This is a genomic window from Protofrankia sp. Cr2, assembly GCF_963555885.1.
GTDB lineage: Bacteria > Actinomycetota > Actinomycetes > Frankiales > Frankiaceae > Protofrankia.
Genome location: NZ_CAUVXG010000047.1, coordinates 1 through 24199, shown reverse-complemented (window position 1 = coordinate 24199; position 24199 = coordinate 1). Strand labels below are relative to the sequence as shown.

The 24199-nt window shown below is 67.3% G+C and carries 22 protein-coding genes and 2 pseudogenes; 15 read left to right on the top strand and 9 right to left on the bottom strand.

The window, feature by feature from the left end; genetic code table 11:
* Positions 1 to 271: 271 nt before the first annotated feature.
* Positions 272 to 1300 carry an aminoglycoside phosphotransferase family protein gene (locus tag U9978_RS18535; RefSeq protein WP_416211037.1) on the top strand — a complete coding sequence of 343 codons (1029 nt, stop codon included), beginning with the start codon at positions 272 to 274 and terminating at the stop codon, positions 1298 to 1300.
* Positions 1301 to 2112: 812 nt separating this feature from the next.
* Here the strand turns inward: U9978_RS18535 and U9978_RS18530 are convergent.
* On the bottom strand, positions 2113 to 3354 hold the full coding sequence (locus U9978_RS18530; protein WP_322762398.1) for a Fic family protein: 1242 nt from the start codon (positions 3352 to 3354) through the stop codon (positions 2113 to 2115).
* Positions 3355 to 3509: 155 nt separating this feature from the next.
* On the opposite strand from U9978_RS18530, the gene U9978_RS18525 reads away from it, so the two are divergent.
* Positions 3510 to 3827: a VOC family protein gene (locus U9978_RS18525; protein ID WP_322762397.1), complete on the top strand. Its 318-nt coding sequence runs from the start codon at positions 3510 to 3512 to the stop codon at positions 3825 to 3827.
* 616 nt (positions 3828 to 4443) lie between these two features.
* On the opposite strand, the gene U9978_RS18520 is transcribed toward U9978_RS18525, so the two are convergent.
* Positions 4444 to 5124, bottom strand: a complete 681-nt coding sequence (locus U9978_RS18520) for a hypothetical protein (RefSeq protein WP_322762396.1) — start codon at positions 5122 to 5124, stop codon at positions 4444 to 4446.
* Positions 5125 to 5470: 346 nt separating this feature from the next.
* Here U9978_RS18520 and U9978_RS18515 point away from each other — a divergent pair.
* Positions 5471 to 5602 (top strand): annotated as a pseudogene (locus U9978_RS18515) (twin-arginine translocase subunit TatC); the annotation flags it as partial.
* Positions 5603 to 5707: 105 nt separating this feature from the next.
* Here the strand turns inward: U9978_RS18515 and U9978_RS18510 are convergent.
* Positions 5708 to 6082: pseudogene (locus U9978_RS18510) on the bottom strand (sterol desaturase family protein); the annotation flags it as partial.
* Between the two features lie 1336 nt (positions 6083 to 7418).
* On the opposite strand from U9978_RS18510, the gene U9978_RS18505 reads away from it, so the two are divergent.
* The 3 genes from U9978_RS18505 to U9978_RS18495 all read left to right on the top strand — a co-directional run bounded on the left by U9978_RS18505 (position 7419) and on the right by U9978_RS18495 (position 9541).
* Entirely contained in the window at positions 7419 to 7880 is a 462-nt protein-coding gene (locus tag U9978_RS18505) for a PASTA domain-containing protein (RefSeq protein WP_322762414.1), read from the top strand.
* Positions 7881 to 8195: 315 nt separating this feature from the next.
* Positions 8196 to 8408 (top strand): hypothetical protein, encoded by a 213-nt coding sequence (locus U9978_RS18500; RefSeq protein ID WP_322762395.1) that lies wholly within the window; start codon positions 8196 to 8198, stop codon positions 8406 to 8408.
* A gap of 341 nt (positions 8409 to 8749) precedes the next feature.
* Positions 8750 to 9541: an alpha/beta hydrolase gene (locus U9978_RS18495; RefSeq protein WP_322762394.1), complete on the top strand. Its 792-nt coding sequence runs from the start codon at positions 8750 to 8752 to the stop codon at positions 9539 to 9541.
* A 371-nt stretch (positions 9542 to 9912) separates the two neighbouring features.
* Here U9978_RS18495 and U9978_RS18490 read toward each other — a convergent pair whose 3' ends face one another.
* Entirely contained in the window at positions 9913 to 11370 is a 1458-nt protein-coding gene (locus U9978_RS18490) for an ATP-binding protein (RefSeq protein ID WP_322762393.1), read from the bottom strand.
* Positions 11371 to 11431: 61 nt separating this feature from the next.
* Here U9978_RS18490 and U9978_RS18485 point away from each other — a divergent pair, with 61 nt between their 5' ends.
* Together U9978_RS18485 and U9978_RS18480 are read left to right on the top strand one after the other, a co-directional pair.
* Positions 11432 to 11569 (top strand): hypothetical protein, encoded by a 138-nt coding sequence (locus U9978_RS18485; protein WP_322762392.1) that lies wholly within the window; start codon positions 11432 to 11434, stop codon positions 11567 to 11569.
* Positions 11570 to 11586: 17 nt separating this feature from the next.
* Positions 11587 to 12024, top strand: coding sequence for a hypothetical protein (locus U9978_RS18480; protein ID WP_322762391.1), 438 nt, complete (start codon positions 11587 to 11589; stop codon positions 12022 to 12024).
* A gap of 476 nt (positions 12025 to 12500) precedes the next feature.
* Here the strand turns inward: U9978_RS18480 and U9978_RS18475 are convergent, their stop codons facing one another.
* Together U9978_RS18475 and U9978_RS18470 are read right to left on the bottom strand one after the other, a co-directional pair.
* On the bottom strand, positions 12501 to 13241 hold the full coding sequence (locus U9978_RS18475; protein WP_322762390.1) for an SRPBCC domain-containing protein: 741 nt from the start codon (positions 13239 to 13241) through the stop codon (positions 12501 to 12503).
* A gap of 2 nt (positions 13242 to 13243) precedes the next feature.
* Positions 13244 to 13939 carry a helix-turn-helix domain-containing protein gene (locus U9978_RS18470; protein WP_416211039.1) on the bottom strand — a complete coding sequence of 232 codons (696 nt, stop codon included), beginning with the start codon at positions 13937 to 13939 and terminating at the stop codon, positions 13244 to 13246.
* Between the two features lie 233 nt (positions 13940 to 14172).
* On the opposite strand from U9978_RS18470, the gene U9978_RS18465 reads away from it, so the two are divergent.
* Positions 14173 to 14820, top strand: coding sequence for a TetR/AcrR family transcriptional regulator (locus U9978_RS18465; RefSeq protein WP_322762388.1), 648 nt, complete (start codon positions 14173 to 14175; stop codon positions 14818 to 14820).
* Positions 14817 to 16439: an MDR family MFS transporter gene (locus U9978_RS18460; protein WP_416211036.1), complete on the top strand. Its 1623-nt coding sequence runs from the start codon at positions 14817 to 14819 to the stop codon at positions 16437 to 16439. The genes U9978_RS18465 and U9978_RS18460 overlap by 4 nt, the downstream gene beginning before the upstream one ends.
* 140 nt (positions 16440 to 16579) lie before the next feature.
* Here the strand turns inward: U9978_RS18460 and U9978_RS18455 are convergent, their stop codons facing one another.
* A complete protein-coding gene (locus tag U9978_RS18455) occupies positions 16580 to 17269 on the bottom strand; it encodes a glycosyltransferase family 2 protein (RefSeq protein ID WP_322762387.1) in 690 nt (229 codons plus the stop codon).
* An 89-nt stretch (positions 17270 to 17358) separates the two neighbouring features.
* Between U9978_RS18455 and U9978_RS18450 the strand changes: the two genes are divergently transcribed.
* Complete coding sequence (locus U9978_RS18450) at positions 17359 to 18570, top strand: hypothetical protein (protein ID WP_322762386.1); 1212 nt, start codon at positions 17359 to 17361, stop codon at positions 18568 to 18570.
* A gap of 131 nt (positions 18571 to 18701) precedes the next feature.
* On the opposite strand, the gene U9978_RS18445 is transcribed toward U9978_RS18450, so the two are convergent.
* Positions 18702 to 20189: an MFS transporter gene (locus U9978_RS18445; RefSeq protein ID WP_322762385.1), complete on the bottom strand. Its 1488-nt coding sequence runs from the start codon at positions 20187 to 20189 to the stop codon at positions 18702 to 18704.
* Between the two features lie 92 nt (positions 20190 to 20281).
* On the opposite strand from U9978_RS18445, the gene U9978_RS18440 reads away from it, so the two are divergent.
* The 3 genes from U9978_RS18440 (at position 20282) to U9978_RS18430 (ending at position 21490) form a co-directional block, all read left to right on the top strand.
* Entirely contained in the window at positions 20282 to 20788 is a 507-nt protein-coding gene (locus U9978_RS18440; RefSeq protein WP_322762384.1) for a MarR family winged helix-turn-helix transcriptional regulator, read from the top strand.
* Positions 20789 to 20861: 73 nt separating this feature from the next.
* Positions 20862 to 21110 (top strand): type II toxin-antitoxin system prevent-host-death family antitoxin, encoded by a 249-nt coding sequence (locus U9978_RS18435; RefSeq protein ID WP_322762383.1) that lies wholly within the window; start codon positions 20862 to 20864, stop codon positions 21108 to 21110.
* Positions 21107 to 21490 carry a type II toxin-antitoxin system VapC family toxin gene (locus U9978_RS18430; protein ID WP_322762382.1) on the top strand — a complete coding sequence of 128 codons (384 nt, stop codon included), beginning with the start codon at positions 21107 to 21109 and terminating at the stop codon, positions 21488 to 21490. Before U9978_RS18435 ends, U9978_RS18430 begins: the two co-directional genes overlap by 4 nt.
* 122 nt (positions 21491 to 21612) lie before the next feature.
* Here U9978_RS18430 and U9978_RS18425 read toward each other — a convergent pair whose 3' ends face one another.
* Positions 21613 to 23133 (bottom strand): HD domain-containing phosphohydrolase, encoded by a 1521-nt coding sequence (locus U9978_RS18425; RefSeq protein ID WP_322762381.1) that lies wholly within the window; start codon positions 23131 to 23133, stop codon positions 21613 to 21615.
* Positions 23134 to 23382: 249 nt separating this feature from the next.
* Between U9978_RS18425 and U9978_RS18420 the strand changes: the two genes are divergently transcribed.
* Positions 23383 to 23856, top strand: a complete 474-nt coding sequence (locus U9978_RS18420; protein ID WP_322762380.1) for a YcxB family protein — start codon at positions 23383 to 23385, stop codon at positions 23854 to 23856.
* Positions 23857 to 24199: the final 343 nt, after the last annotated feature.

The window sequence follows — 24199 nt, the reverse complement described above, 5'->3', positions numbered from 1 at the left end:
ACCCCGTCCTCGGCACGAGTAGTACTTCGTCAGGTCAAGTTGACGTTGGCTGGTGAGGGTAAGACGACGGGCTGCTGGCAGGTGGGGCACGCGCCGGCCATGGCGAGCGCGGCGTGGATACCAGACCGGAAGCCGGCCTGTTCCCCTGCGGTGACCGCGGGACCGGCGGTGAGCAGCGGTGGGGGTTCAACGCTGAAAGCGGCGTGCAGACTTGCGGCGCATGGCGAATGGCGCATGGCCGACCCCGACGCCCACTCGAAAGGATGAGGCCATGTGGTTACGGTTGCCAATCGGGGAAAAGCTGCGGGCCGAGCTGGGCTCACCCCGGCGGGCTCGCCGACTGGGCAGCAGCCCACGATCACGGGTTTGGCGCGTGGAGCTGTCCGGCACACTCGTCGTGGTCAAGCAGCTCATCGACGCGCCCGAGGCCCCTGAGAGGTACGCCCGCGAGGTGGCCGCGCTGAAGCTCGCGTCCCGGGTTGACCCGCCCGTGGTGCCGATGCTCCTCGGCACCGATCCGGACCAACGAGTCTTGGTCCTGGAGCACGTGGAACATCAGCAGCCGCGCGAGGACTGGATGGTCGACTACGCCAAGGCGCTGGCGCGGCTCCATGCCGCCACCGGAGCCACGGACGCAGGCGTCCTCCCCGCCTGGTCCGGCCCGACCCACGACGACGTTGGCTCCTTCCTCGGGCTTGCCCACGCGCTCGGCGTCGCAGTGCCCTCCGGAGTACGAACCGAGCTGGACGACATCGTGAACCGCCCGGTCCGCTCGCCGGGCCATGCCCTGTTGCACGGCGACCCTTGCCCCGGCAACGACATGCACACCAGCAGCGGCGTCAGGTTCATCGACTTCGAACAGGCAGCGCTAGGCAACGGACTCACCGAACTCGCATACTTGCGCATCGGGTTCCCGACCTGCTGGTGCGTCACCGCCCCGCCCCAGCCCCTGCTGGAAGCGGCAGAGGCCGCCTACGGCGCGGCGTGGCGCCAGGAGACCGGTATCGATGTCCCGAACGATCTCATCGCCGCATGTGCCGGCTGGCTGCTACGAGGCGACGCGCTGGTCCAGCGTGCCCAGCGCGGGACAGCCGACCACCTGGCCGACATCCCGAACCGCGACTGGCGATGGGGCACGGCGACGGCCCGCCAGCGGCTCGTCCATCGCCTCGGAATCCTCAGCCAGATGACCGCTCACGGCGGCGAGCTGGAAGGACTCGGGCAGCTCGCCACGACCATGCGCGACGGCATCCTCACCCGCTGGCCTTCACTTCAACCGCTGCCCGCACAACGGCCGTAAGAGAGCCCTCAGCCGGAAAAGGTGGACCGATGACCTGGACCGCCGAGCGGCGCGGCATCACCACGGCGGCACCTCTCCGTACCGTCTCCGGCTGACGCGTTTGGTCTGTTGGTGGAAAGCTCAGTGTGTCAGAGAACGTTATTCAGAAGCCGGAATCCGGCAGCGCGAGCGAATGTTCACGGAAGCTGTCGCGTCTATCTCGTCGGGTAACGACTGGATGCAGGCATCCAGAGAACCGAATCGGACCACTCGCAGTCTCACTCAAACGGGCAACGCAGAGAGCTACTCCGGCAAGGGCCGGTACAGCCAGACCCGCTGGCGCTTCGGGCCGGGATGAGCGCCCGGACGCCAGACGCACCCCGATGCCGAACAGTCCGGACGTGCCGCACAAGACGCCCGTGACCGGAACGCGACTGACCGGTAGGGGGACAGGTGCCCAGCCACGACCGGCCGTCCCGCCGCCTGCCAGACCTGAAACCATGGCCGGATTCTAGTTTCACTTATGCTCTAACTGAAACTAAGGAGGCCGGCATATGTTCAGATACGGCGGCCCCTGCCCGCTCCGTGCATGGAGCCAGCGAAGACCCGTAGGGCCAGATAGGTCTGTGTACGCGCGAGAAGGGACGATTCGAGGACAAGACGGGTTGCCCGTCATCTCCGCCTGCTTGACTGGTCGCCGGACCTACGGCTGGCCCGAGCGGGGGCTCGCCGACGACCCGCGTGCAGATGCACAGTGATCTGTCCGCGGCCACGGCGGGCTGACGGAACGACTTCGCGAACGAACCCGTTGCAGGCAATCAGGTTCCAGACGCCTACTGCGCGACACGACGGCCGGCGCGTGCCGCGAACGCGTCCAAGGCGCTGAGCACTTCGGTCGCCTGCCACATACGGTTGCGGGCGAATCCGGTAAATTCCATGAGTATTCCGGCCTCAGCGAGCGGCGTGATCACGCGCTGGGCATTCTGCGAAGACGCTCCCAACTCGGACGCCACGACCCGGGCGTCGACGACGGGCTGCTGCAGGATCAGGTCCGCGAGCCGCCACGCACGGGCGTCGCGCCGGATCTTCAGCCGGTCATCCCATCCCGCCCGGATCGCCCGCAGCTCGCTGGCCAGCTGGCGCCCGTTCGTGATTGCGGTGACCGACGCGGTCGCGAACCTCTCGACGATCGGAGCCACGTCACCGTTACGGTAGGCGCCAAGGGCGTCGAAGTAGGCGGTGGTGTCGGTCAGCAGGCCAGCTGAGACCGGCACGGTGACATTCCTGGTCAGGGCATGGCCGCGCAGCATCGCGTGCACCAGCGCCCGTCCGGTCCGGCCGTTGCCGTCCGAAAACGGATGAATCGTCTCGAACTGGGCGTGCGCGATGGCGGCCTGGCTCAGAACCGGCAGATCCACCCTGCCGGCGAAGCGCAGTAGATCCCTCATCAGCGCCGGGACGTGGCGGTGGTGCGGGGGGATGAAGGCCGCTCCGTGTGGCCCGTAGGAGTCACCGCCGATCCACACCTGCTCCTGCCGCCACCGTCCGCCGATCCCTGGCGCGTGTCTTGCCATCAGGGCCGCGTGCATGGCAAGGACAGCGGACTCGTCCAGACGGTCGGCCAGGTCCAAAGCCGCTTTCATCGCGGCGACGTTGCCGACGATCTCGGCCGCGTTACGCTTCTGCGTGCTGCCGAGTTCGGCGAGGGCGATCGCCTTGGCTCCCGAGGTGAGGTTCTCGATCCTGGACGACGATGCGGACTCGGAGCGGAGCAGGACAGATGCGAAGGACGCCACATCTATGCCGAGTTCCGCGTCGAAACGGACGATTTCGGCCGAAGCATCGTCCGCCAGGGATGCCACGTGGACGGGAACCGAAGGCGCCCGGTCTGCGATCGTGGGCACAACGGCGGCCCGATAGGGACCTTGGTGGCGGATGCGTACCCGCGCGGAGACGAGGTCATCCGGGATCGCCGAAACCCAGTCGTGCTCCTCCCAACCCAGGCTCGGCCACGCGGAACCGTCCTCGGCCCGGCCACGGCCGGCCGTCCCGCCGCCTGCCAGACCTGAAACCATGGCTGGATTCTAGCTTCACTTATGCTCTAACTGAAACTAAGGAGGCTGGGCGGCCATGAAGAAGCCTTCGCCTCACCGCACGAGGCCGCCGTCGCCGTACGTGCCCTCCTGACCACACGCTCGGCGCCGAACCCGCTTGGCCGTGGAGAAAGACTGTGGCCGTGAACAACCCGCAGCTCAGCCTACTCGTCCTTTACACCTCTGACGTCGCCGGCTGCCAAGCCTTTTACGAAAGCCTCGGTCTGGTGTTCACAGCCGAACGCCACGGGAACGGGCCGAAGCATGTTGCCGCCAGCCTCGCCGGCGGCAGCGTGCTTGAGATCTATCCCGCAGGCCGGAACGGATCCACGGGAACGCTGCGTCTCGGCTTCGTTCTCTCGACCTGCCACTTTCCGGAAACGAGTCTTCCTCTAGGCCAGCACCTGCTCCGTGACCCCGACGGTCGCGCTGTAAACGTCACGGTCTCCGGCTGACACGTTCGGCCTGTTGGTGGAAAGCTCAGCGTGTCAGAGTAGCGCTGGCTGCTGGTCGAGCTGTTCCCACCGAATTCGGTAACCATACTTGATGGTCTCGTCGCCACGCTGGCGGCGACTGCTCGGCAGATACCAGCTTGCACCTGGCTACATTTCAGTTGCCACGGAGATCAGGACGCCAAGAAGCAGCCCGATCGCGAGGTCGGGTAGGCCAGGCGTATTGCTGCGCCCGGCCCCCCTCAGATGTTCATGGGCCTGGCGGAGCGCCCACGGGCAGATGAAACTGGGCATGTCATCCGCTGACGTCGCCAGTTCTTGGTACCGACGAGTCCGGCCCTCAGATTGACGCTGGAACCCGTCCCGGTTGGGTACCCCGGGTTGCTGCCGTGTGGCGCCCGGCAATAGGGGACGCGGCGTCGCGGGGCCGGGGCACGCACCTCGCCGCGTTGTCGTCGGTCGACACCCAACACCTCCGGTGCCTCCCTCCTCCGCCTCGCGATCTACGTGCCCCAACCTCGCTCCTTGATCCACGCCCCTATTGCCGGGCGCTCTTACGGCCGGTATTTCGGTCAGTGTGCTGGGCTCCACGCCACCATCATCACCGAGCCGTGACCGATCAGCCGTTGTGCGGGGGCTGGTCATACCCGCCGGCCGGCGGCGGCTGCTGGCCATACGGCGCCCCGCCGGCCGGCGGCTGCTGGCCATACGGCGGCGGCGGCTGCTGGCCATACGGGGCCCCGCCGGCCGGCGGCTGCTGGCCATACGGCGGCGGCGGCTGCTGGCCATACGGCGGCGGCTGCTGGCCATACGTGCCCCCGCCGGCCGGTCGGAGGCCGCGGCCGGGGATCGACTCACCGCTGCCGAGTAGACGCAACACCGCGAAGCCGGTCATCGCGGCGGCACCGATCAGGCCGAGGAACAACCCGACCTTCGCACCCGACTTGATCTGCGCAGCGAACAGCGAACTGCCCGCGTCCGGCAGGGTGATCCAGCGGAGCAGGATGAGCAGGACAGCGACGCCGCCGCCGAGAACGAGCGCCAGCGACGGGCCGACCGGGCCGCCGGTGGGCAGCCGCACGTTCCCGAACGTCGCCGCGGCGACGACCCCGGCCACGGCGAGGCAGAGCAGGATGGGGAACCAAGCGATGAACCCCGAGTTCCACCCACTGATGCTCGCGTGGTAACCACCGAAGCTCGCCCCGTACCACGGCAGGAAGCTCGATACGAAGACGACGACACCGGCACCCATGATGCCGACGTCGCCGGTTGCGACGGTACGACCACCGATCTGTGCCACTACAACTCCACTCCTCCGGTAACGCCGGGCCCGATCAGTCGGTCTGCACGCCGAGCCCACTCGCGCCCTCGACCGCCGGCATCGTTCCAGCGGAGCAAGGATCCGAAATCAGGACACCTGCACCACGACCGCAAGATATCAGCTATCCGACACCCTGCCACGCAGGAGCGCTGATCGTGTACCCACGCCGAACACCCATCCCGGTTCCCCTGGTCTGCGCACGGGTCATCCTCGGGCAGCACCGTGACCAGACGGATATCAGTGTCCCCGTTGGTGCCCGCCGACGGCGGGAAATAGCATCAATCACGCACCAGTGCCGGCACCCGGACGGGATGACGTCTGCCATGTCCACCAGCTCTGGTCGTTCATCACCCCCGGGCTCCACCGACACGAACACCGCTGGTCGCTGTCCTTCGTCGGCTGCTCGCTGGTGCTGTTCGCGGCCGGCGGGTCCCTCCTCGTCACCTCGCTGTGTACTTCGCGCTGCTGGACGAGGGTGTCGCCGCGGCTTGTGCCGTTCAGGGTTGTGGACTGTTTGCTGGCTGCGGTGCTGATCGTAGGTGGGGTCGATGGTGCCGAACAGCCGGTCCCAGATGGTGGTGTAGAAGCCCCGGTTGACGTTCGGGTTGGTGTGGTGGAGGGCGTGGAAGGTGGGTAGTGCCACCCAGCGGAACAGCGGTGAGCGTCGCAGCAGGGCGGGGAGGGGGTCAATCCCGAGGTGGGCGAGGGTGCCGAAGGCGAGGTTCACCGCGACGAGGGCCGCCAAGGTCCACACGGATACCGTCCACGCGGTGAGGACGACGGCCCACAGCACGCCGATGCCGGCGACTTCGGCGGGGTGCATTGCGAACAGGGTCGCCGGCCGCGGGTCGGTGAAGCGGTGTTGCACCCGGTGGACGAGCGGGTAGAGCGGGCGCAGGTGGGACAGGCTGTGCAGGAGATAGCCGAGCAGGTCCATCAGCATGACCAGACCGGCCAGTTCCACGACGGTTCCGGGGTGAACGCCGGCGGTGAGGTGTAGATAGCCGTCGCGCCACAGCCACCATCCGCCGACGGTCACGGTGGCGTTCACGACGACGGCGCTTGCGACGAGCGCACGTTCGGTACGGGTCATCCGACCGGGATCGGCTGTCACCCGGGTGTGGGTGGCCAGCTGGACCGCGCGAGCGCCGATCATGATCGACACGCTGGCGAGGGCAGCGTTCAACACCAGTGCCGCGACCGCCGCGGCAACAGGATTCATCCCCGCGACGGCGTCGGCGATGCCCGATCCGAACCGATGGGTCATCCGAGAAGTCTCACCCGTCGTCGTCGAAAATTGAACCTGCCCATCGAGATTGATCCGGACGGCACGACGCGCACCTTGTCGCGGCGGACCGGAGGGATCGTCCACAGTCGCGCGGCCGGGGTAAGCGGAACAGGACGGATCATCAGGCCCGCCGGTAGGTGGAAACCGTCACCGGAACGACGGAAACGACCTACTCCTTCGGCTTGTACAGCCGGATGCACGCCAGCCAGCGGCCCGACCCGTGGACGGGCCGGAAGTCTCCCGGCGAACAGCCAGTACAACACCAGCCCGAGGGAATACAGATCCGTACCCGGACCGAGCACGGCAAAGCGGCAGCCTCCCCCCGCGTCGGGCGCGTCAGGGCCGACAGCAACGTGGGCGCACGTCGGCGGACGGCCGCGCACACCGGAGGCCCGCCGACCCGACCTGACGAACGTCAGCGGACCTCTACGAACATCACAAACGTGACTTTTAATCCGAGGGTCCGTCGTCGAGCTCTGGGACTACCTGTCCGCTGCGCCGGTGCGCCCGCGGGGCATTCCATAACCGGCCTGCCTCGCAGGTCCGCAGGGGGCTCCTGATGTGGCGAATGGCCGTTTCCGTACTGTTCGCGGGGCACGCACTCGGTCCGGAGGCACCAGCTGACCTCCCGGCGCTTGGAAAGGGCAATGTGTCTCGTCCTCAGTGGATTCCCGTCGTCGCACTCGCCGCAGCGGCCGTCGTCGCCGTAGTCGGTTGCACCGGCGCAGCGCCAACCGCAGGCGGCCGCAGCGGCGTATCCCCGCCCTCGTCGTCCCAGCCCGCCTCAGTAAGGGCGCAGGAGGCCGGGACACAGCAGCCAGAGCATGACCCTTCGGCGACGCCAACGCCGACATCTGGCGCCCCAGGTGGTTTTCCCTCGACCGTCCCGGCGCCCGACCCGATTCCCGGAACGTCGGGACCCCCTGCTCCGTCGCCTGCGCAACCCCTTGCCCCAAGGATCCCGCCCGCGTCTGCGCCGCCTACGGTGGCTGGCCCAACACCAGTAGCCCACTCGACGACCCGACCGGCGACCACGCCGCCGGCGGCCCAAGCCACCGTGCCCAACCTGTACGGCGCGACCCGGTCAGAGGCGACGACCATCCTGCATCAGGCCGGGTTTTACAACATCTCGTTCTCCGAAGGATGCAGCACCACCGGACTGCACGACGTAGTCAACAGCCAGACCCCGGTGGCCGGCGTCACGACTGCCGTTACGGCTCCGGTCGGCATGCATATCCATATCCTCAACTGCGCCTCGATAAGCAATGTGGTGGGCTGGCGGATGGATAATGCCGCGGACTATCTCAGGAGGACGGGCTGGACGCCCGTGGCCGGAAACGGCGGTTGTGTGTCGGGTAACAACGGCGTGGTCGCGACGATGAGCCCGCAAGGCGGCTCATTCGCCCGGCCGGGTTCCCAGATACGGCTCGACCCGGGATGCCTCTGACCCCCGTCTGTCGCGTCCCCGATCACGTTCCAGGTCCAGCGCGGACAGATGGGCCGATCCTGGCTGACTACACCGAAAAGCGCGGTTTCCCGCCCTACGATCCAGGCTGGTGGGGATCTGTCAACCGTTATTTCTACGGGCACGAGGAACGCCCAGGCGATCTCCTCGCTCGCCAGGCCGCCGACCGTGCGCAGCGTCAGGACCACGCGGGCCTCGGACGAGAGCACCGGATGACAGGCCGCTGTCGGACACGCCTTTCCAAGATCTTCCAGGCGGCCTGGTGCCACAGACTCCGCGTCGATCGACGCGAGCAGCGTGACGGTGTATCTGATTCTCAGATACACCGATGGCCATGCGAACCATCACGGCTACGGAGGCATCGCGGCATCGCGCCGGATCGGACGGCAAAGGGGCGCCCACGATCTGATTATCGCGGCCCACGCGGCCGAGACCGGACGGATCATCTTCAGCCGCGACGCCAAGGCACGCTTCGCCGATCTTCCAGGCGTCCTCGCGATGGAACCGTAGACGTCCGTCGCGGTCTCCGGACGATCTCGCTCATCGGCGGCGCCGAGGCCTCCGCGTCAGCTCGCCGCATCGTTGGGCGAGCGTCCGCTGATCTCCTTGGTGATCGTTGTGGTGACCGCGGTTAGTCGTCGACCATTCCGTGGGAGGTTTCGGTGCCGCTGCTCTGACCGATCCAGACACTCCCGATGGGGAGGTGCTGCGCTGGTAGATCGTGGGTATCACGTTCTACATGATGACCTAGCAGGCGCAGGCGCAGGCGCAGGCCGCGGTTCTCCAGCGGGCCGCGGCCTGCGCGATCGCCCGCCATAAGGACCGCGATCGCCCGCCCTAAGGACGCAGCCATGAAACCCGACACGATCGTCCTGGTCCACGGTTTCTGGGTGACCCCCCGCAGTTGGGAACAGTGGATCACGTACTACGAGGCCAAGGGATTCCGGGTCCTTGCGCCGGCCTATCCCGGCTTCGAGGTCGAGGTCGAGGCACTCAACGCCGACACCACTCCCATCGAGAAGCTCTCCGTTCCAGCGATCATCGAGTCCCTGGAGAAGCTGATCGACAGCCTGGACAAACCGCCGATCATCATCGGGCACTCCGCGGGCGGCGTCTTCACCCAGATCCTGCTCGACCACGGCTACGGCGCCGCCGGAGTAGCCATCAACTCCGCGCCCACCGAGGGCGTCGCGGTCGTCCCGTTGTCCCAGGTCAAGGCGACATTCCCGGTGCTCAAGAACCCGGCGAACCGGCACAGGGCCGTCGGCTTCACCTACGAGCAATGGCACTACGCCTTCACCAACACCTTCCCCGACGAGCAGGCCCGTGCGCTCTATGACCGCTACGCCATCCCCGCGTCGGGCAACGTCTTCTGGGGCAGCGCCCTGGCCAACATCCACCCCGGCCACACCGATTCCTACGTGAACTACCACAACGACGACCGCGCACCGCTGCTGTTCCTGTCCGGCGAGAACGATCACCTCATGCCACCCAAGATTCAGCAGTCGAACGCCAAGCACTACACGTCCAATACCATCACCGAAGTGAAGGAATATCCCGGCCGGTCGCATCTCATGCCCGCCCAAGAGGGCTGGGAAGAAATAGCCGAGTACACCCTCACCTGGGCACTCGACCATTCCTGACCCGAAGAGAGCACACCATGACCGAAGTCCGGTTCACCCACAGCCGAGACGCTGGCGCGCCTGCGCAAGCCCGCCGACCACGAGATCACCGACAACGGCCGGTTCTTCACAATCCTCACGTTCCTGTCCCTGCTCCCCGCCGGTTGTACGAGATCGTCCTTCGGGAAGGCCGGACGGAGGACATCCTCGGCTACGTCGACGGGGCACTGCTCGCCGACACGTAGCCGGAGCTGGTGCTGCCGGCCCCGATCCGACGCGCCTGGGAGGATCAGGGCCGGCCTGCAATGATCACGGCGTTGCAGCTGGCGGCGGCGGGGTTGTTCTTCAGCCCGCCGGTAGGTGGAAACCGTCACCGGAACGACGGAAACGACCTACTCCTCCGGCTTGTACAGCTCGCCCAGACCTATGCTCAATACCTGGTCACCGCTGGTCGAGGCAAGCAGCTCCGGGTCGAAACCGGCGCCGCTGTAGCAGGCAAGCACCGTGTCCCGGGTGTCGAATCCCTTACCCGCCAGGAGTTCACGGACCCGGCGCAGGCGTTCGACATGCCGGACGCCCATGACCTCACCCCACTTCGCCTCCCCCAGGGACAGCACCCGACGCGGTTCACCCGGGTTCGCGGGCGCGAGCACGGCGACGTCGACGTCTATCTGGGTCCTGTGCTCCGGGTCCGCGACGACCCCGGCGCCGACCTCTGCCGGCAGCCCGCCGAAAATTTCAGGAGGTGCCGCGACCGCGAACTCGCGGCAGATCTGTTCGAAGTGCGGCCCGAGGACCTGGGCGGCGAACCGGGACCTGGCATCCTGCCAGACGGCCGCGGCGCGACCGCTCTCCAGCAGCCCCCATCTGGGCCGCATGACCACCTGATAGAAGACGATCAGCGGTTCGGCGATCCGGTAGACCGAACGTCCCTGGCGGAACAGGTCGGCTTCCCTGCGGAGCAGCCCGCAGTCCGCCAACACGTTGAGGTGATGGCCGATGTCCGCGGCCTTGCGACCGATGTAACCGGCGATTCCTCCCCGGGTGTTGTTGCCACCGGCCACCGCCGCGAGAACTGAATGATACAAAGCCGTATCCCGGACGTCGGCATCCTCCTCGAGGAGGTAGCGGGCTTCCCGAAAAAGAGGGGTCGCCGGGTTGAGTACCGTCCGCAGCACCCAGTTGTCGAAGTCGGCCAGGCTCTTCGGAGAGTCGTCGTTGACAAACCTGCGGTAGGCCGGCGTACCGCCGACGACGGCGTGGTGCCGGACGGCCAACGCGGGGTCGTCGATGTTCCAGAAACGAGCGGCCAACGAATAGTCGAACGGGCGTACCACCAGCTCAAGGCTGGCCCGCCCGCGAAGCGGAGCGCTGCCCGCCAGCATTCTTCCCATTACCGACACGGCCGAGCCGCACAGCAGTAGTGAGATGCTGTTCGCCCGCGCCACCGCCCGATCGATCTCCCGCTGGAGAATTGACGGGAGCGCCGGCGACGCCGCGCTCAGATAGGGGAACTCGTCGATGACGACCGGCCCCGGCCTGCTACCAGCCACCGCGAACAGATAGGTGACCGCCTCGTCCCAGCTGACGAAGCGTGGCGGCACGGGCGCTTGCACGTACTCGGCCAGGGTTTCGGCGAAGAGGTGGAGCGATTCCGTCTCGGTCGCCTGGGTGGCTCCAAAGTACATTCCCCCTGTCTCGCGGGCCAGTGCCTCGATCAGGAAAGTCTTCCCCTGGCGACGGCGTCCACTGACCACGCCCAGCCGTGGTTGTCCCCGGTCGCGTGCGGCAAAGGCTGCCAGCTGTTGCCACTCGAAGTCACGATCGAAGATGCGGACAGGTTTGATCATCAATGATCCCAAGAACGAGGAGCGTACTTCGTCGAAGCGTACTCCTCGTTCTTAAGCGCCGATGACGCCAACTTCCGCCCCTCGCACAACGGTCACCGAACACCGCGACGCCGACGGCATCGACACCGAGCAGGTCCTCGACACCGAGCGCCCGTCAACCCGTCAACCCGTCAAGATCAACGACATCAGCGATAAATAGTATGAAATACTACTATTATGGCCTACCAGTTGTGCGCAGTCGCCGCCGCGTCCGCGGCCGTCCAGATCGCCGAGGCCCTGGGCTGCTCCGTCGTGGACCTGCCAGGTGGACTGGTGCTAATCCCCATCACGGACTGGGTACCTGCGGCCTCCACATCCGACCCCGCGCTGGTGGACACCTTCGAATACCTGACGGTCGGACTCCAGGACCTGCTGGTCCTCGCATCGACGGACGGCCCGGTCGCCTACCTGGAAGCTGAAATCTTCGGGGGCCTCGGCACCCAGGCCGCCGCTGTATGGGACGGCAGACACATCGTCACCGGCCCGGTACGCCACGACAACGAAGTCGAGCCGGACGTGCCCGCAACGCTGTGGCCGTTCAACCTTCGTTCTGTGTGGGACGAGCCTCGTCCCCCCGCCCGCCGTTGCGGGTATGGCGGGACTGGGCGCTCGTAGGGGCACTCGTGCCGATCGTGGTGCTCGAAGGAGTTCTGCGGCCGACTCTTCCGTGGCGGACCGCTTGGTTCATCGTCGCTGTCGGGCTGGTACCCACGTTGTTGTGGCGCTGGACCAGACCGCTGCTGATGGTCGCGGTCGTCGCCGACGTCCCAGTCAGACCGGTGCAAACCGGGCAGATGGCCGGCCCAGCACGAGTGGAAGGTTGACATACATTTTCCGCCCGAAAACCGGCGTCTCCTGACGTCGTCCTTCCACTCGTCGCACCGAAGGGAATGCGGATCACGGAGTGGGGCTGGAGTGCGTGCATCGCGAGGTGCGAGGACAGCCGGCCGTCGTCGCGTCCACCGTGTCATATACCGTATTGACGCCGACAACCACCGGGTTGACGTCGTCGCGATCGAGCACCGGGCGGACGTCTACCGACACCGCGGGTAGAAGCAGTAGAAGCGACAGCGGCGTCCACCCCGGTCGGGTCAGGTGTAGACCTCCTCAAGCCATGACCGCAGCGCCTTTTCCGTACCGTGCCCGTCCGCGTCGGGGGCGAACATGTGGACGGCCACGGCGACCGGCGCCCCGAAGGCGTTGCGGCCGAAGACGCGGTACATCGCGTTGTCGGTGCGCAGGCCGAGGAAGTGCGGGGTCAGATAGTCGACGGCGGCGTCCAGCGGGGCGAGGCCGGGCACCGTGACGCGGACCTGGTCGCCTTGCTCGGCGTCGGCGAGCCCGAGGGCGCGGCGCAGCGCAGCGAACCCGTCCGGGATGATCGAGGATGCCGGTGCGTCGACCGCCACGTAGCTCGCCGGACGGCCGCTGAAGTAGCGCAGGTACTGGCCGAGGGTGTGCAGGTAGAAGTCGGTGTGCTTGTCGGCACCGTCGTACTGGTTGTCCCAGTCGTCGACGAACACCCCGCTGTGCACGTACCGGACCCAGGTCGTCCCGCCGTCCCGGGTCTCGACGAGGTGCTCGATCTGGTTGAACCAGCCCTCTGGGCCGTCGGACCGGATGATGAGGTGGTGCGCTGGGTCCCAGGCCAGCACCGTGCTGCCGAACGGCGCGGCCCCGCCGACCCGCGGTTCCGGGGCTTCCATCGGCCACAGCCAACCGGCGTTGCCGGTGGTGACCGCGTCCCAGTACTCCTCGGGCGTGGTCGGGAGCACCGTCTCGCGCTCGATCGCGAATTCCCGCTTGGACTGCTTCGGCGACTCGTTCGACATGGTCAACTCTCCTCGGTCGGACCGGGCCCGGCTGGGCTCGGGTACGGGTACGGGTTGGCGTTCGGATCGGGGTGCGTGTTCGGGTCTGGATGCACGTTCGGGTCTGGATGCACGTTCGGGATCTTCAGGCTGGGGTGCAGGGCGATCATCAGTCGGTGCTTGCGCCCACCCGGCGCCTTCTCGTCGTGGTATCTGGCGACCAGCGCGGTGACCGCCTCGGCCAGTTCCGCCGCGAAGGCGGCCCGGTCGGCGGCGGTGGCGAAGCGGACCTCGCTGTCGACCGCGAACGTCGCCAGCTGTTTGCGAGCCGCCGTGGCACCGGCAAGAAGCTCGCCGATCTCCTTGATCAGGCGGGATGCGAGAGCGAGCATCCACCGGGCTGAGGTCTCGTCCCGAGCGCGGTCAGGGTCCGGGGCGACGTCCGCCAAGGCCGCCGGGGAGATGACGTAGGAGCTCGCGGTGGCCTGCAGTACCCGTTCGGTGCAGTTGCCCTTGCGTCGTTCCTCGACCAGCTCGATGAAGCCGTGCTGTTCCAGTGTGCGCAGGTGGTAGTTGACCTTCTGGCGAGTCAGGCCCGTCTGCGCGGCCAGTGTGGTGGCCGAGCCCGGCTCGGCCAGGGCGGCCAGCAACCGGGCGCGCACCGGGTCGAGCGAGACCTCGGCGGCGGCCGGGTCTTCGATCACTGCGACATCGAGCATGGATTCATAATGGCGTCCGAAAAGAAAATTTGTCAAGGACAATTCTACTGTCGGTACTCCTCGTGGCAGTGGTGCGACCCGGCGACCCGGCGACCCGGCGACCCGCGACGTCGCCGGGGGCCGCGGTCGTCCAGCGCAGTGTGGCTTGTATCACGAAGTGCAGAGTTGCCGGTCAAGAATAAATGCGTACAGTGCAAAGTTGTACTGTGCACTTAACTGAGGAGGCCGCGCCCATGACTGCCGCACCAGCCGAGTTAGGGCTTCGTGAGCGCAAGAAGATCAAGACCCGACGGATGCTGCGGGACGCGGCCGTCCGCCTGGCCGATGAGCGGGGCTACGACGCCGTGACGGTCGACGACATCGCCGAAGCCGCGGAGGTGTCGACCCGGACGTTCTTCAACTACTTCACCTCCAAGGAAGACGCCATCGTCGGCATCGATCAAGAGGAGATCCAGGAGACCGTCTCCGCCCTGGCGAACCGGCCGCCCGACGAATCACCGGTCGCGGCGCTACGAGCGGTGATGGTCGCCCAGTCGATCGACACAGCCCTGCATCGGGACCAGTTACAGGCCAAGATCCGCGTCATCCGTGCGAACCCCGTGCTTATCGGGGCGTTCCACGCCAGCTGGAGCCGCTACGAAGCCGCCCTGGTCGACATCGTGGCCCAGCGCTGCGGGCTCGACTCGGACATGGACGCCTACCCGTCGGTCGTCGTCTCGGCGGCGTTGGCCGTCTCCCGAACGATGAGCCTGCGATGGCGGGACCACCCCGGCGACAGTTCGCTACCCGACCTGGTCTCCGCCGCATTCGACAACCTGGCCGCCGGGCTCACGCCTCCCGCCGCGGGCGAGCCCCCACCGAGAAGGGCCTTTCCGTCATGACCTCGACCATGACCCGACTGAAGTCGCGAATCGGCGCCGGTGCGGCCCCGGCTGCCGCCGGAGTGCCCAGTGGCGGGATGCCTGGTAGCGGGATGCCTGGTAGCGGGATACGCAGTCAGGGCCAGTTGTGGATGGTGCTCGGCGCCCTGATGCTCGGCATGCTGCTCGCGACGCTGGACCAGACGATCGTCTCCACCGCGCTGCCCACGATCGTCGGCGACCTCGGCGGCGCGACCCACCTGTCCTGGATCGTCACGTCCTACCTGCTGGCCTCGACCGTGTCGACCCCGATCTGGGGCAAGCTCGGCGACCTGTACGGCCGGAAGAAGCTGTTCCAGGCAGCGATCGTGATCTTCCTCGTCTCCTCCGCGGTAGCCGGGATGAGCCAGTCCGTGGGCGAGCTCATCGGCTTCCGGGCGCTGCAGGGCATCGGTGGCGGCGGCCTCATCGTCGGAGCGATAACGATCATCGGCGATGTGGTGCCCCCCCGGGAACGAGGCCGGTACCAGGGACTGTTCGGTGCCGCCTTCGGCGTGTCGAGCGTCATCGGGCCGCTGCTCGGCGGTCTGTTCGTCGACCACCTGAGCTGGCGGTGGGTGTTCTACGTCAACCTCCCGGTCGGCGCCGCTGCCCTGATCGTGACAACCGTCGCCATGCCGGCGACCCGGAACCGGGTCAAGCAGGTAATCGACTACCTGGGCATTCTCGTGTTGGCTACCGCCACGACGTCGTTCGTGCTGTTCACCAGCATGGGTGGAACGATCTGGGCCTGGTCGTCGCCGCAAATCATCGGGCTGGCCGTGACGGGCGTTGCACTGACGGTCGTGTTCGTCCTCGTGGAACGCCGTGCCGTCGAACCGATCCTACCGCCGGCGCTGTTCGCTAACCGGGTGTTCTCCGCCGCGAGCGCGATAGGTTTCGTGGTCGGTTTCGTGATGTTCGGTGCCATCACCTTCCTGCCGCTGTACATGCAGGTCGTCAAGGACGTCGAACCAACGCAGTCCGGCTTGGCGCTGTTGCCCGTGATGGGTGGCCTGTTGGTGGCCTCGATCACCGTCGGTCGGCTGGTCAGCCGCTGGGGCAGGTACAAGGTGTTCCCGGTGGTCGGGACCGCGCTGATCTCGATCGGGCTGTTCGCGCTGTCATTCCTCAGCCCAGGCACCTCCACGCTGGCGCAGTCGGTGTCGATGGCCGTGCTGGGAGTCGGTATCGGCGCTGTCCTGCAGGTGCTCGTCATCTCGGTCCAGAACTCCGTCGACCATTCTGACCTCGGCGTCGCCACGTCCGGGGTGACCTTCTTCCGCTCGATCGGCGGATCGTTCGGTGTGGCCGTGTTCGGTGCCGTCTTCGCGAACGCGCTGACCAGCAAGCTGACGGCGCAGCTATCGGGTGGCTCGCCGTCCGGCGGGATCAGCGAGGCGCAGGCCAACCCGCGCGCCGTGGCGCAGTTGCCCCCGGCCCTGCACAACCTGGTCACGCACATCTACTCGGACTCGATCCACGTCGTGTTCCTGGCCGCCGTGCCGATCGCCCTGGTGGCCTTCGCGCTGAGCTGGTTGCTGCCTGAGATCAGGCTGCGGCACACCACCACCACCGAGGCGGCCGACATACCCGCCTAAATGGAATGAGAAAAACGTTTGGGTTCGCACTTCCGGAAGCGGAAAAAATCAACAAACACGCCGTTCTGTATCTTCAACCTCCCCACCTTCGACGTCACGCCACGGGGACGCCGCCGCGAGGAGAGCGGCTCGTTGTCGAATCAGGGAATACTGCGCCCCCCCCCGGAGAAATCGGACTTCTCCAGCGAACGTTGCGTGCCATGCCTGCGGTAGCGCAGCGTCGGGGTGTCGATGAGTACGCCGGCCGCCAGGGCCGAGCCCGCCATCAGTGTGGCGGTGTCTTCGACGCCACGCAGCGCGGACCAGCCGCCGAGGGCGAGCAGCAGGCTTCGATGCCACATCACGCCGGCGGGATGCACGGGCAGCCGATATGCCTCGGGTGAACTGGTCGTCCATGCCGCCGGCAGCGCCCCGCGCTGCAGCACCCCGGTCGACAGCGGCAGGGAATGCGAGCGCAGGGTGCCGTCCGGGAACAGGTCCCGTGCATGACCGACGGCGAACCCCGTCCACGGATGCGCCCCGAGCGCGTCGGTGAGCGTCGCGAGCGCATGGTCCTCCAGTTCATCGTCGGCGTCGAGATTCTGCACCAGCGGTGCGGTGCACATGCCGAGCGCGATGTTGCGCGCGACCGCGGGGCCCTCGCCCGTACCGTGGGCCGCGGTCCGTACCCGGTCATCGGCAGCGGCCCCGCATGCCTTCAACGCATCGAGGACGTCGCCCGGAGGGCCGTCCACCTGCACCCGCCAGGTCCAGTCCCGGTGGCTCTGGCGACGCAGCGACGCCCATGCAGCGGGGATATAGCGGGCATAGGCGGCATGCGCTGCCGTCACCACATCCACCTGCATGTTCGCAGTATGCACCGAAAGAATGCTATCTGTGTGATAGATACCTGTCCCAAGGGGACAAACCGAGGGGACGCATGGACATCACTTCGATCGTCGCGCAGCTCAGTCAGGCGCCGACGGCTGACTCGCGGGAGCTGGACCGCAGATGCGAGTCGGTGGCTTCCACCCTGTTCGACGCAGGCGTGGAACCGCCCTTCGACGTTGCGTCCGCGGACTTCGTAGCGGACCCGTGGCTGATCTGCGCGGACAGGTACTGGCGTCGCCGTTTCCTGCAGGAACCGACCGTGGCGGTCGCGGCCCAGTGCGCCCGGTGGCTCGGTGAACACGCCGCCGGCCCGCACCGTGGCGACATCACCGAGAAATGGTCACTCGGGTATGCCTTCATCACCAAGGAGACCGTCGAGTCGCGCGAGGACCTGACCCTTGCCACCGGTCGGATCATCGAGCGCTTTCAGGGTTCCAGCGACATCTGCTGTTTCGCGACTCTTTACCATGCCGGCAAACTCCGGGCGAACTTCTGGTTCGATGAGCTGTACCAGTTCCTGGACGCATCACTTCTCGCGGTCGCCGCCGACCGGCACCGCCGTGACCCGCTCTTCATCTCACTGCGCGCGTTCGCCGCTTTCGGCAGTCGGACGATCACCACCGAATATGCAACCGAACTCCTCGATCAGGCATGGACGGCATCCCCGAGGTCGCGACACGTCGTCGATGTCTGCTTGAACGCCTTGTGGGCGGCATCACCATTCGACGACCAGGGAGAACAGCTACGGCAGCATGCGGCCGAGGCGGTCGCCGAGTACCCCGACGACCACATCTTCCACTTCCGGCTCGCGACCGGGCAACGCATGTGCGGACGCTACGACGAAGCCCTCAGGAACATCGACTCCGCGCTCCGGCTGCTACCCGCGATCGGCAGCCGCGTGAGCCACAAACTGTTACAGGAACAGTATCTGCACGAACGCGAAATGATCAAAGAAGGTCGCCAGCGAGCCAACTGGGCCAGCGAGCAGCAGGACCGGTGGCGCCAGCAGGAAGAGGCGAACCAAGATCTGCGCCACACGCTGGCGACCTCCGCCGTCCGCGCGATAGAACTCGTCACGATCTTCACCGCGGCCATCGCGTTCACCGTCGGCTCACTCCAGATAACCCTCAGCGGTTCGTTGACGCTACACGACCGCATGTGGCTCCTGGTAACGCTCGGTGCCGGGCTGCTCCTGTTCGCCCTCGTCATCATCGCTGGAACCTGGGTCATCAGCGGCCGACGTAGCGGACGTCGTGGATAGGTGCGAGACCGCGCGGGATGAGCGGCTGGCACCGGCCTTCGACGTGACGGCCCCGCACCGGGGGCGTCAGCGACTCCCACGCCAACCTCACCGTCACTGTGCACGGATAGTCAGAGGTCAGAGGTCAGAGGTCAGGCGTCGGTCACGGGGATGGCACCGGCGGCCATGGTGAAGCGCGGCAGGGCCGCGGCGCCGACAGCCAGCAGCGCGGCGATGCCCATCTGCACGTACTCGACGGTGGCGAAGGCGTGCGGGACGCTGGCCGGCTCCAGGGCCAGGTAGAGCGTGCCGAGCGTGGCCACGCCGAGCGTGAGGCCGCTTTGCTGCAAGGTGATCAATACGCCGCTGCCGATACCGCCAAGGTGCGTGGGGACGTCGGCCAGCACGCTGCGGAACAGCCCGGCGAACAGCATCGACTGCCCGGCGCCGACCAGGGCGAGCGGCGCGGCCATCACCCAGATGCTGACGTGCGGCCACGTGTGGACGAGCACCGTCACCAGCAGGGCCAGTCCGGCAAGCTGGAGGACGGCGCCGGTGGACAGCGCGGCACGGCCCAAGCGAGTGATCAAACGTGGTGCGAACAGGGAGCCCGCCAAGAACAGCAGGGCCATCGGCAGGATCGCCAGGCCACCGTGCAGCGCGTCGGCGTGCAGGCCGTTTTGGACGGTCAACGCGAAGACGAACATGAACGCGCCGAAGCCCATGCTGAAGAACAGGACCATGACCAGGCCGCGCGACATCGACGGCAGCCGCAGCAGGGACGGCGGCAGCAGCGGGACCTCGCCGCGCTGCTCGGCCCGCTTCTCCACCGTGTAGGTGGCGGCGCCGAGGACGACCGCGAGAGCAATCATCAGCCAGGTCCACCACGGCCAGCCCAGGGCGTGGCCCTCGGTCAGCGGGACCAGCAGGGCGGTGAGGGTAGCGGCGAAGAGCATGGTGCCGGGCACGTCGACGCCGACCGGGTGGTGCGAGCGGGTGTCGGGCACGATCCGTGCCGCCACCAGCAGCACGATCAGGCCGATGGGTACGTTGACCAGGAAGATCGGCCGCCACGAGGTGCCGGCGATGTCGGCGCTGACCAGCAGGCCGCCCAGCAGCTGCCCGACGACCGCGGCGATACCCGAGGTCGCGCCGTACAGGGCCAGAGCGCGCGCCTTGCGTTCCCCATCCAGGGTGTGGTGGAAGGTTGCCAACACCTGCGGGATGATCAGGGCGGCGGTGGCGCCCTGCACGATGCGGGCCGCGACCAGGACACCGACGCTGGGGGCGATTCCGCAGGTCAGGGATGCCGCGACGAAGCCCACGAGCGCGCCCAGAAAGACGCGGCGGCGACCGTAACGGTCCCCCAACCGGCCTCCCAGGACCAGCAGGGTCGCGTACGCGACCCCGTACCCGGCAATCACCAGCTCCAGGGACGACGCCGAGGCGTGCAGGGAGGTGCCGATGCTGGGCAGCGCAACGTTGGTGATGAAGAAGTCCATGATCGGCATGAATGCGCCAGCCAGCAGGATGAGCACGCCGACCGGGCGCAGCCCGCCCGCATGGGCCACAGCACGAGGAGGGGGCGCCACGGGCGCCGGCGCGGGCGCGGGGTCCCGGGCGGGAACGGTCGTCGTCATGGCAGCTCCTTCATGTAGTCATGAACTCATAACTATAATGCCATAACGAATATGGCCTCATAACTACTTCCGGGCGCTCTTACGCTGAAGGTGTGACGACCAACCACGTGCAGCAGGCGGACGTGGCACTCGGAGCGACCACGGATCCGCGGTGGGCTGACCTCGCCGACCTCGCGCTGATCATCAGCCGGGAGATCCAGTTCCGCGGCTACACCGACGCGAGGGCCATCTCCCTGTCACCCTCGGAAGCCACGGTGATGCGGTACCTGCAGGGTGAGCCTGCCGCCACGCCCAGCCGCATCGCCGCCGCGACGGGACTGCAGCGCACCAACCTCTCCACCGTCTTGAGGGGGCTCGAGCGCAAGGGTCTCATCGAACGGCACGCCTCCCCGCAGGACGGTCGCGGGGTGACTGTCGACGCGACCGAGCATGGACGCAGCAACTACGCTCTCGTCCGGCGGGAGTGGGCCGCGGCCGTCTCCGCCGCCGCCCGCAACGACACCAGCAACCTCGACGCGGCGCTCACACTGCTCACCGCCGTCAAAGCCGGCTTGGTCGACACACGCCCGCACACCCCGTCATCCCGACCGAAGGCGTGACCCGCGACCCGCTTCGGCGTCGCAACCTCCTATGCCACCATTGCGCGCATAGCACAAGTGCTACCCTTGACGAATGAACGAGGTGGGACTTCGGGAAGTTCGACAGCATGCCAGCGACCTGGTACGCCGCGCCCAGGCCGGCGAACGGTTGACCATCACCGTGGCCGGCCGGCCGGCGGCCGTCCTCGGTCCGGTGAGTCCACGCGCGTGGCGGAGCTGGGGCGATCTCGCAGACGTCTTCGCGCAGCCCGCCGACACCGAGTGGGCCGACGATCGCAACCTGGTCGACGCTTCCCTCGCCGACCCGTGGGAAGCGGAGTGAGTCGCGGCGTCCTCGACACCAGTGTCCTGATCGCGACGGACGTCGAGCCGATCCCCGGCGAGCTGGCGATCAGCATTGTGAGCATCGCGGAACTCCAGTTCGGCGTCCTCGTCGCCAAGACGCCGCAGGCCCGTGCGACCCGCCTCGCCCGCCTCAGCGCGATCCAGCGACGCTTCGACCCGTTGCCTGTCGATGACGCCGTCGCAGACAGCTACGGCAGACTCGCCGCGCGGGTCGTCGACGTCGGCCGCCAGCCGCGCGCCCGAACCATGGACCTGCTGATCGCGGCCACTGCGCACGCCCACGGCGCCAGCGTCTACACCCGTAACGCAGCCGACCTCGTCGGACTCGAGGACTTCCTCTCAATCGTCGCGATCTAGTATCGACCCGTACTTATCGATCCATCCAGGGCCGCAGACGCCGACACGATGATTCTGGCTGGCCACCGCTCGTAGCCGGCCACCCGGTCCGGACCCCGGTCACGCCTTCGCAGGGAAACCGGTCAGGCCCTGGCTGGGAGGATGCCCTGCTCGATCGCGAAGAGCGCGGCCGCACCGCGGGTCGACACACCGATCTTCGTGTAGATGTGCTGCACGTGGTGATCCGCGGTCTTCGCCGAGATCACAAGTCGGTCGGCGACCTGACGGGTGGTGAGGCCGAGGGCGAGCAGCCGGAGCACCTCGGTCTCACGGGCGGTCAGGCCGGCCGGGAGCGGGGGCCGGGCCACGCGCCGGTGACCCGCCGCGGCCAGGACCCGTTCGACCGCCTCCCCGTCGAGGCGGCCGGCGGCACTCATGGCCCGCAGTTCGGCCGCAGCGTCCTCGGGCGCATACGCGGCCCGGTACGGGCGATCCGACGTCATGGCCTGGTAGCAGTCCGCGGCGGCGATAATCCGCTGGGCGTCGTCGAGGTGCGCGCCGCCGAGGCGTCGATGGTAGCCGGACCCGTCGACGCGCTCGTGCGCCCCGCACGCCGCCCCGGCCAGTGTTGCGGTGTACGACACCCGCCGCAGAAGTTGGTCGGTCACGAGCGCGTGGGCCTCGGCCCGGTCCCGCTCGTCGCGCGTGAGTGCTCCGGGCTTGTCCCAGATCGTGTTGGGCACCGCGACCCGACCCAGGTCGTGGAGCAGCGCGGCGGCCTGGGCGGTGGGGCCGCACGCCGCCAGTGCCAGGGCGGCGACAGCCCGGGAGTGGCCGGACGTCCAGGGCGACTTGAGATCGGCGAAGTCCGCGAGGACGAGCAGCGCCTCGTGCGTGGCGGCGTCGCCCAGCGGCGCGCTCGGCGGGGCGACCGCGAGTGCCGCGTCCCAGGAGTCGACCGGCTCGAGCCCATCCCACCAGCCCGCAGCCTCTGCGAGGACGAGATCGGCAAGATCCGGATCGTAGGCCCTGCCACGCCTGTTCTTAATGATCTCAAGCGCCCGCGCGATCCCCTCCACCCGGGCGAGAACCTCAAGCTCTCCGGCGAGTTGGACGATCCGCATCGGCCGGGGAATCGCCACGCCCTTGGACCCGGCCGGCAGACCACGGCCGTTCCACCGCTCGAAGGTCGCGGCCAACGCCGCACGCACGGGCTCGTCGAGGCCGAGGCGAACCGCGAAGACATCGGCGACTTCGCACGCGGCGCGAAAGTTCAGCTCGGCGGCCTTGCGACCACCCGCCAGAACCGAGAACACCGACCGGAACCAGCCCACGCCGGACAGGCCCGGCCCCGCATGGCTGACCATCAGGCGCATGACCTCGAACGGGTTCGCGAAGTCAGCCCGCAGGGCGCGGGCTCGCAGCTCGATCTCGTCACCGAACACCACGGCCATGTCGAAGGCATGGCCGGTACAGCCGAGGAAACGCAGCGTCGAGGCCCACCACGTGATCGCATGTTCCGTCGGATCGGTGCCGGCGGCTGTCGCGAGGCGTTGACCGAGCACGGTGGCCCGCAGCTGGGATCCCGGCGGCTGGCCGAACGCATGATCCTGCGCCACGGCGAGCAGCGCGGCGATCTCCACCAAGGTCACGTCGTCACGCACACCCGCAACTCTAGAGCGCCAAAGAGCGCGCGAGGATCGTCAGAGCGCGCGCCCGGATGCCGCAGTCCCCCGCGTACTAACGAGTTGCCCGAGGGACGCCCGGCGCTCCTCGCCGGCGGGTGCAGCCAGCGGGTGCCGCCGTTGAGTGCCGCCGACACAGGTGCGCTAGCTCCCGCCACGGGTCCGCCCTCGGGTCCGGTATAGCGGTGTGTCAGGATATGCCCTCCGTATCCTGAAATGGAGGTCAACGTGCACATCGTCGGCGAGCTCACCATCGACTACACCACTTTTCGCCGAATCACAATGGCCGGATTCGGCCGCACTGTTTGGCGGGTACGACTTCTCGGCCTTCTTGCTCTCCTCATAGTCGCGGTCTCAGCGTTGGCCGGCAGCTCATTTAGGCACATCGATTTTCTGGCGATCATTGCCGGGTTCATGCTCATCATCATGTACGACGTCATCATCGCCCTCGGCTGGCGACGGGCCTCCACACTCGTCGAACAGCCCTGGCGGTACGAAATCACGGATTCCTCGGTCAACATCCACACCGCCCAGACCGACATCGCTCTGCAGTGGGATGGAATTTCGAAAATTCGTACCGCCCGGCACGCCTGGATTTTCACATTAGGCCGTGCCAGTAGTGCCGTTCCCATCCCACGTGCAGCGTTCTCAGCAGAGAACCAAAAGCAGATCGATAAACTCGCCGAAATCCGCCGAAGCTGAAAGCCCGTGCAGGTCCGTCCGGTCGAACGCGTGACTGCGTTCTTCCGGCGTGTCCGCCCGCCGACCCAACCGAACGTCAGTCAAGATCGCCACGAGTTTGTTGTTAGGCACGCCAATCCGGCCGAAAACCGTACCGTACAACAAACTCGCGCCGATCATCAGCCGAACCTACTCCAGTCACCACCACAGCGCCGGCAACTCCCACCGGCCCTGCTCCCCTCCACCTCAACCCGACTCGGATTTGTAGATCGCGGGGACCGTTCGTGCCCGCGCTCCGCGACATCTACATGTTTCAATCCGACTCGGAATCGTAGATCGTGGGGACCGCGACTACCCGCACGCG

Excerpts from the sequence above, each read along its gene's own strand:
- U9978_RS18535 (WP_416211037.1), top strand. The coding sequence starts at position 272 with ATGTGGTTACGGTTGCCAATCGGGGAAAAGCTGCGGGCCGAGCTGGGC.
- U9978_RS18530 (WP_322762398.1), bottom strand. The coding sequence starts at position 3,354 with ATGGTTTCAGGTCTGGCAGGCGGCGGGACGGCCGGCCGTGGCCGGGCC.
- U9978_RS18495 (WP_322762394.1), top strand. The coding sequence starts at position 8,750 with ATGAAACCCGACACGATCGTCCTGGTCCACGGTTTCTGGGTGACCCCC.
- U9978_RS18490 (WP_322762393.1), bottom strand. The coding sequence starts at position 11,370 with ATGATCAAACCTGTCCGCATCTTCGATCGTGACTTCGAGTGGCAACAG.
- U9978_RS18485 (WP_322762392.1), top strand. The coding sequence starts at position 11,432 with ATGACGCCAACTTCCGCCCCTCGCACAACGGTCACCGAACACCGCGAC.
- U9978_RS18480 (WP_322762391.1), top strand. The coding sequence starts at position 11,587 with ATGGCCTACCAGTTGTGCGCAGTCGCCGCCGCGTCCGCGGCCGTCCAG.
- U9978_RS18475 (WP_322762390.1), bottom strand. The coding sequence starts at position 13,241 with ATGTCGAACGAGTCGCCGAAGCAGTCCAAGCGGGAATTCGCGATCGAG.
- U9978_RS18470 (WP_416211039.1), bottom strand. The coding sequence starts at position 13,939 with ATGCTCGATGTCGCAGTGATCGAAGACCCGGCCGCCGCCGAGGTCTCG.
- U9978_RS18465 (WP_322762388.1), top strand. The coding sequence starts at position 14,173 with ATGACTGCCGCACCAGCCGAGTTAGGGCTTCGTGAGCGCAAGAAGATC.
- U9978_RS18460 (WP_416211036.1), top strand. The coding sequence starts at position 14,817 with ATGACCTCGACCATGACCCGACTGAAGTCGCGAATCGGCGCCGGTGCG.
- U9978_RS18450 (WP_322762386.1), top strand. The coding sequence starts at position 17,359 with ATGGACATCACTTCGATCGTCGCGCAGCTCAGTCAGGCGCCGACGGCT.
- U9978_RS18445 (WP_322762385.1), bottom strand. The coding sequence starts at position 20,189 with ATGACGACGACCGTTCCCGCCCGGGACCCCGCGCCCGCGCCGGCGCCC.
- U9978_RS18435 (WP_322762383.1), top strand. The coding sequence starts at position 20,862 with ATGAACGAGGTGGGACTTCGGGAAGTTCGACAGCATGCCAGCGACCTG.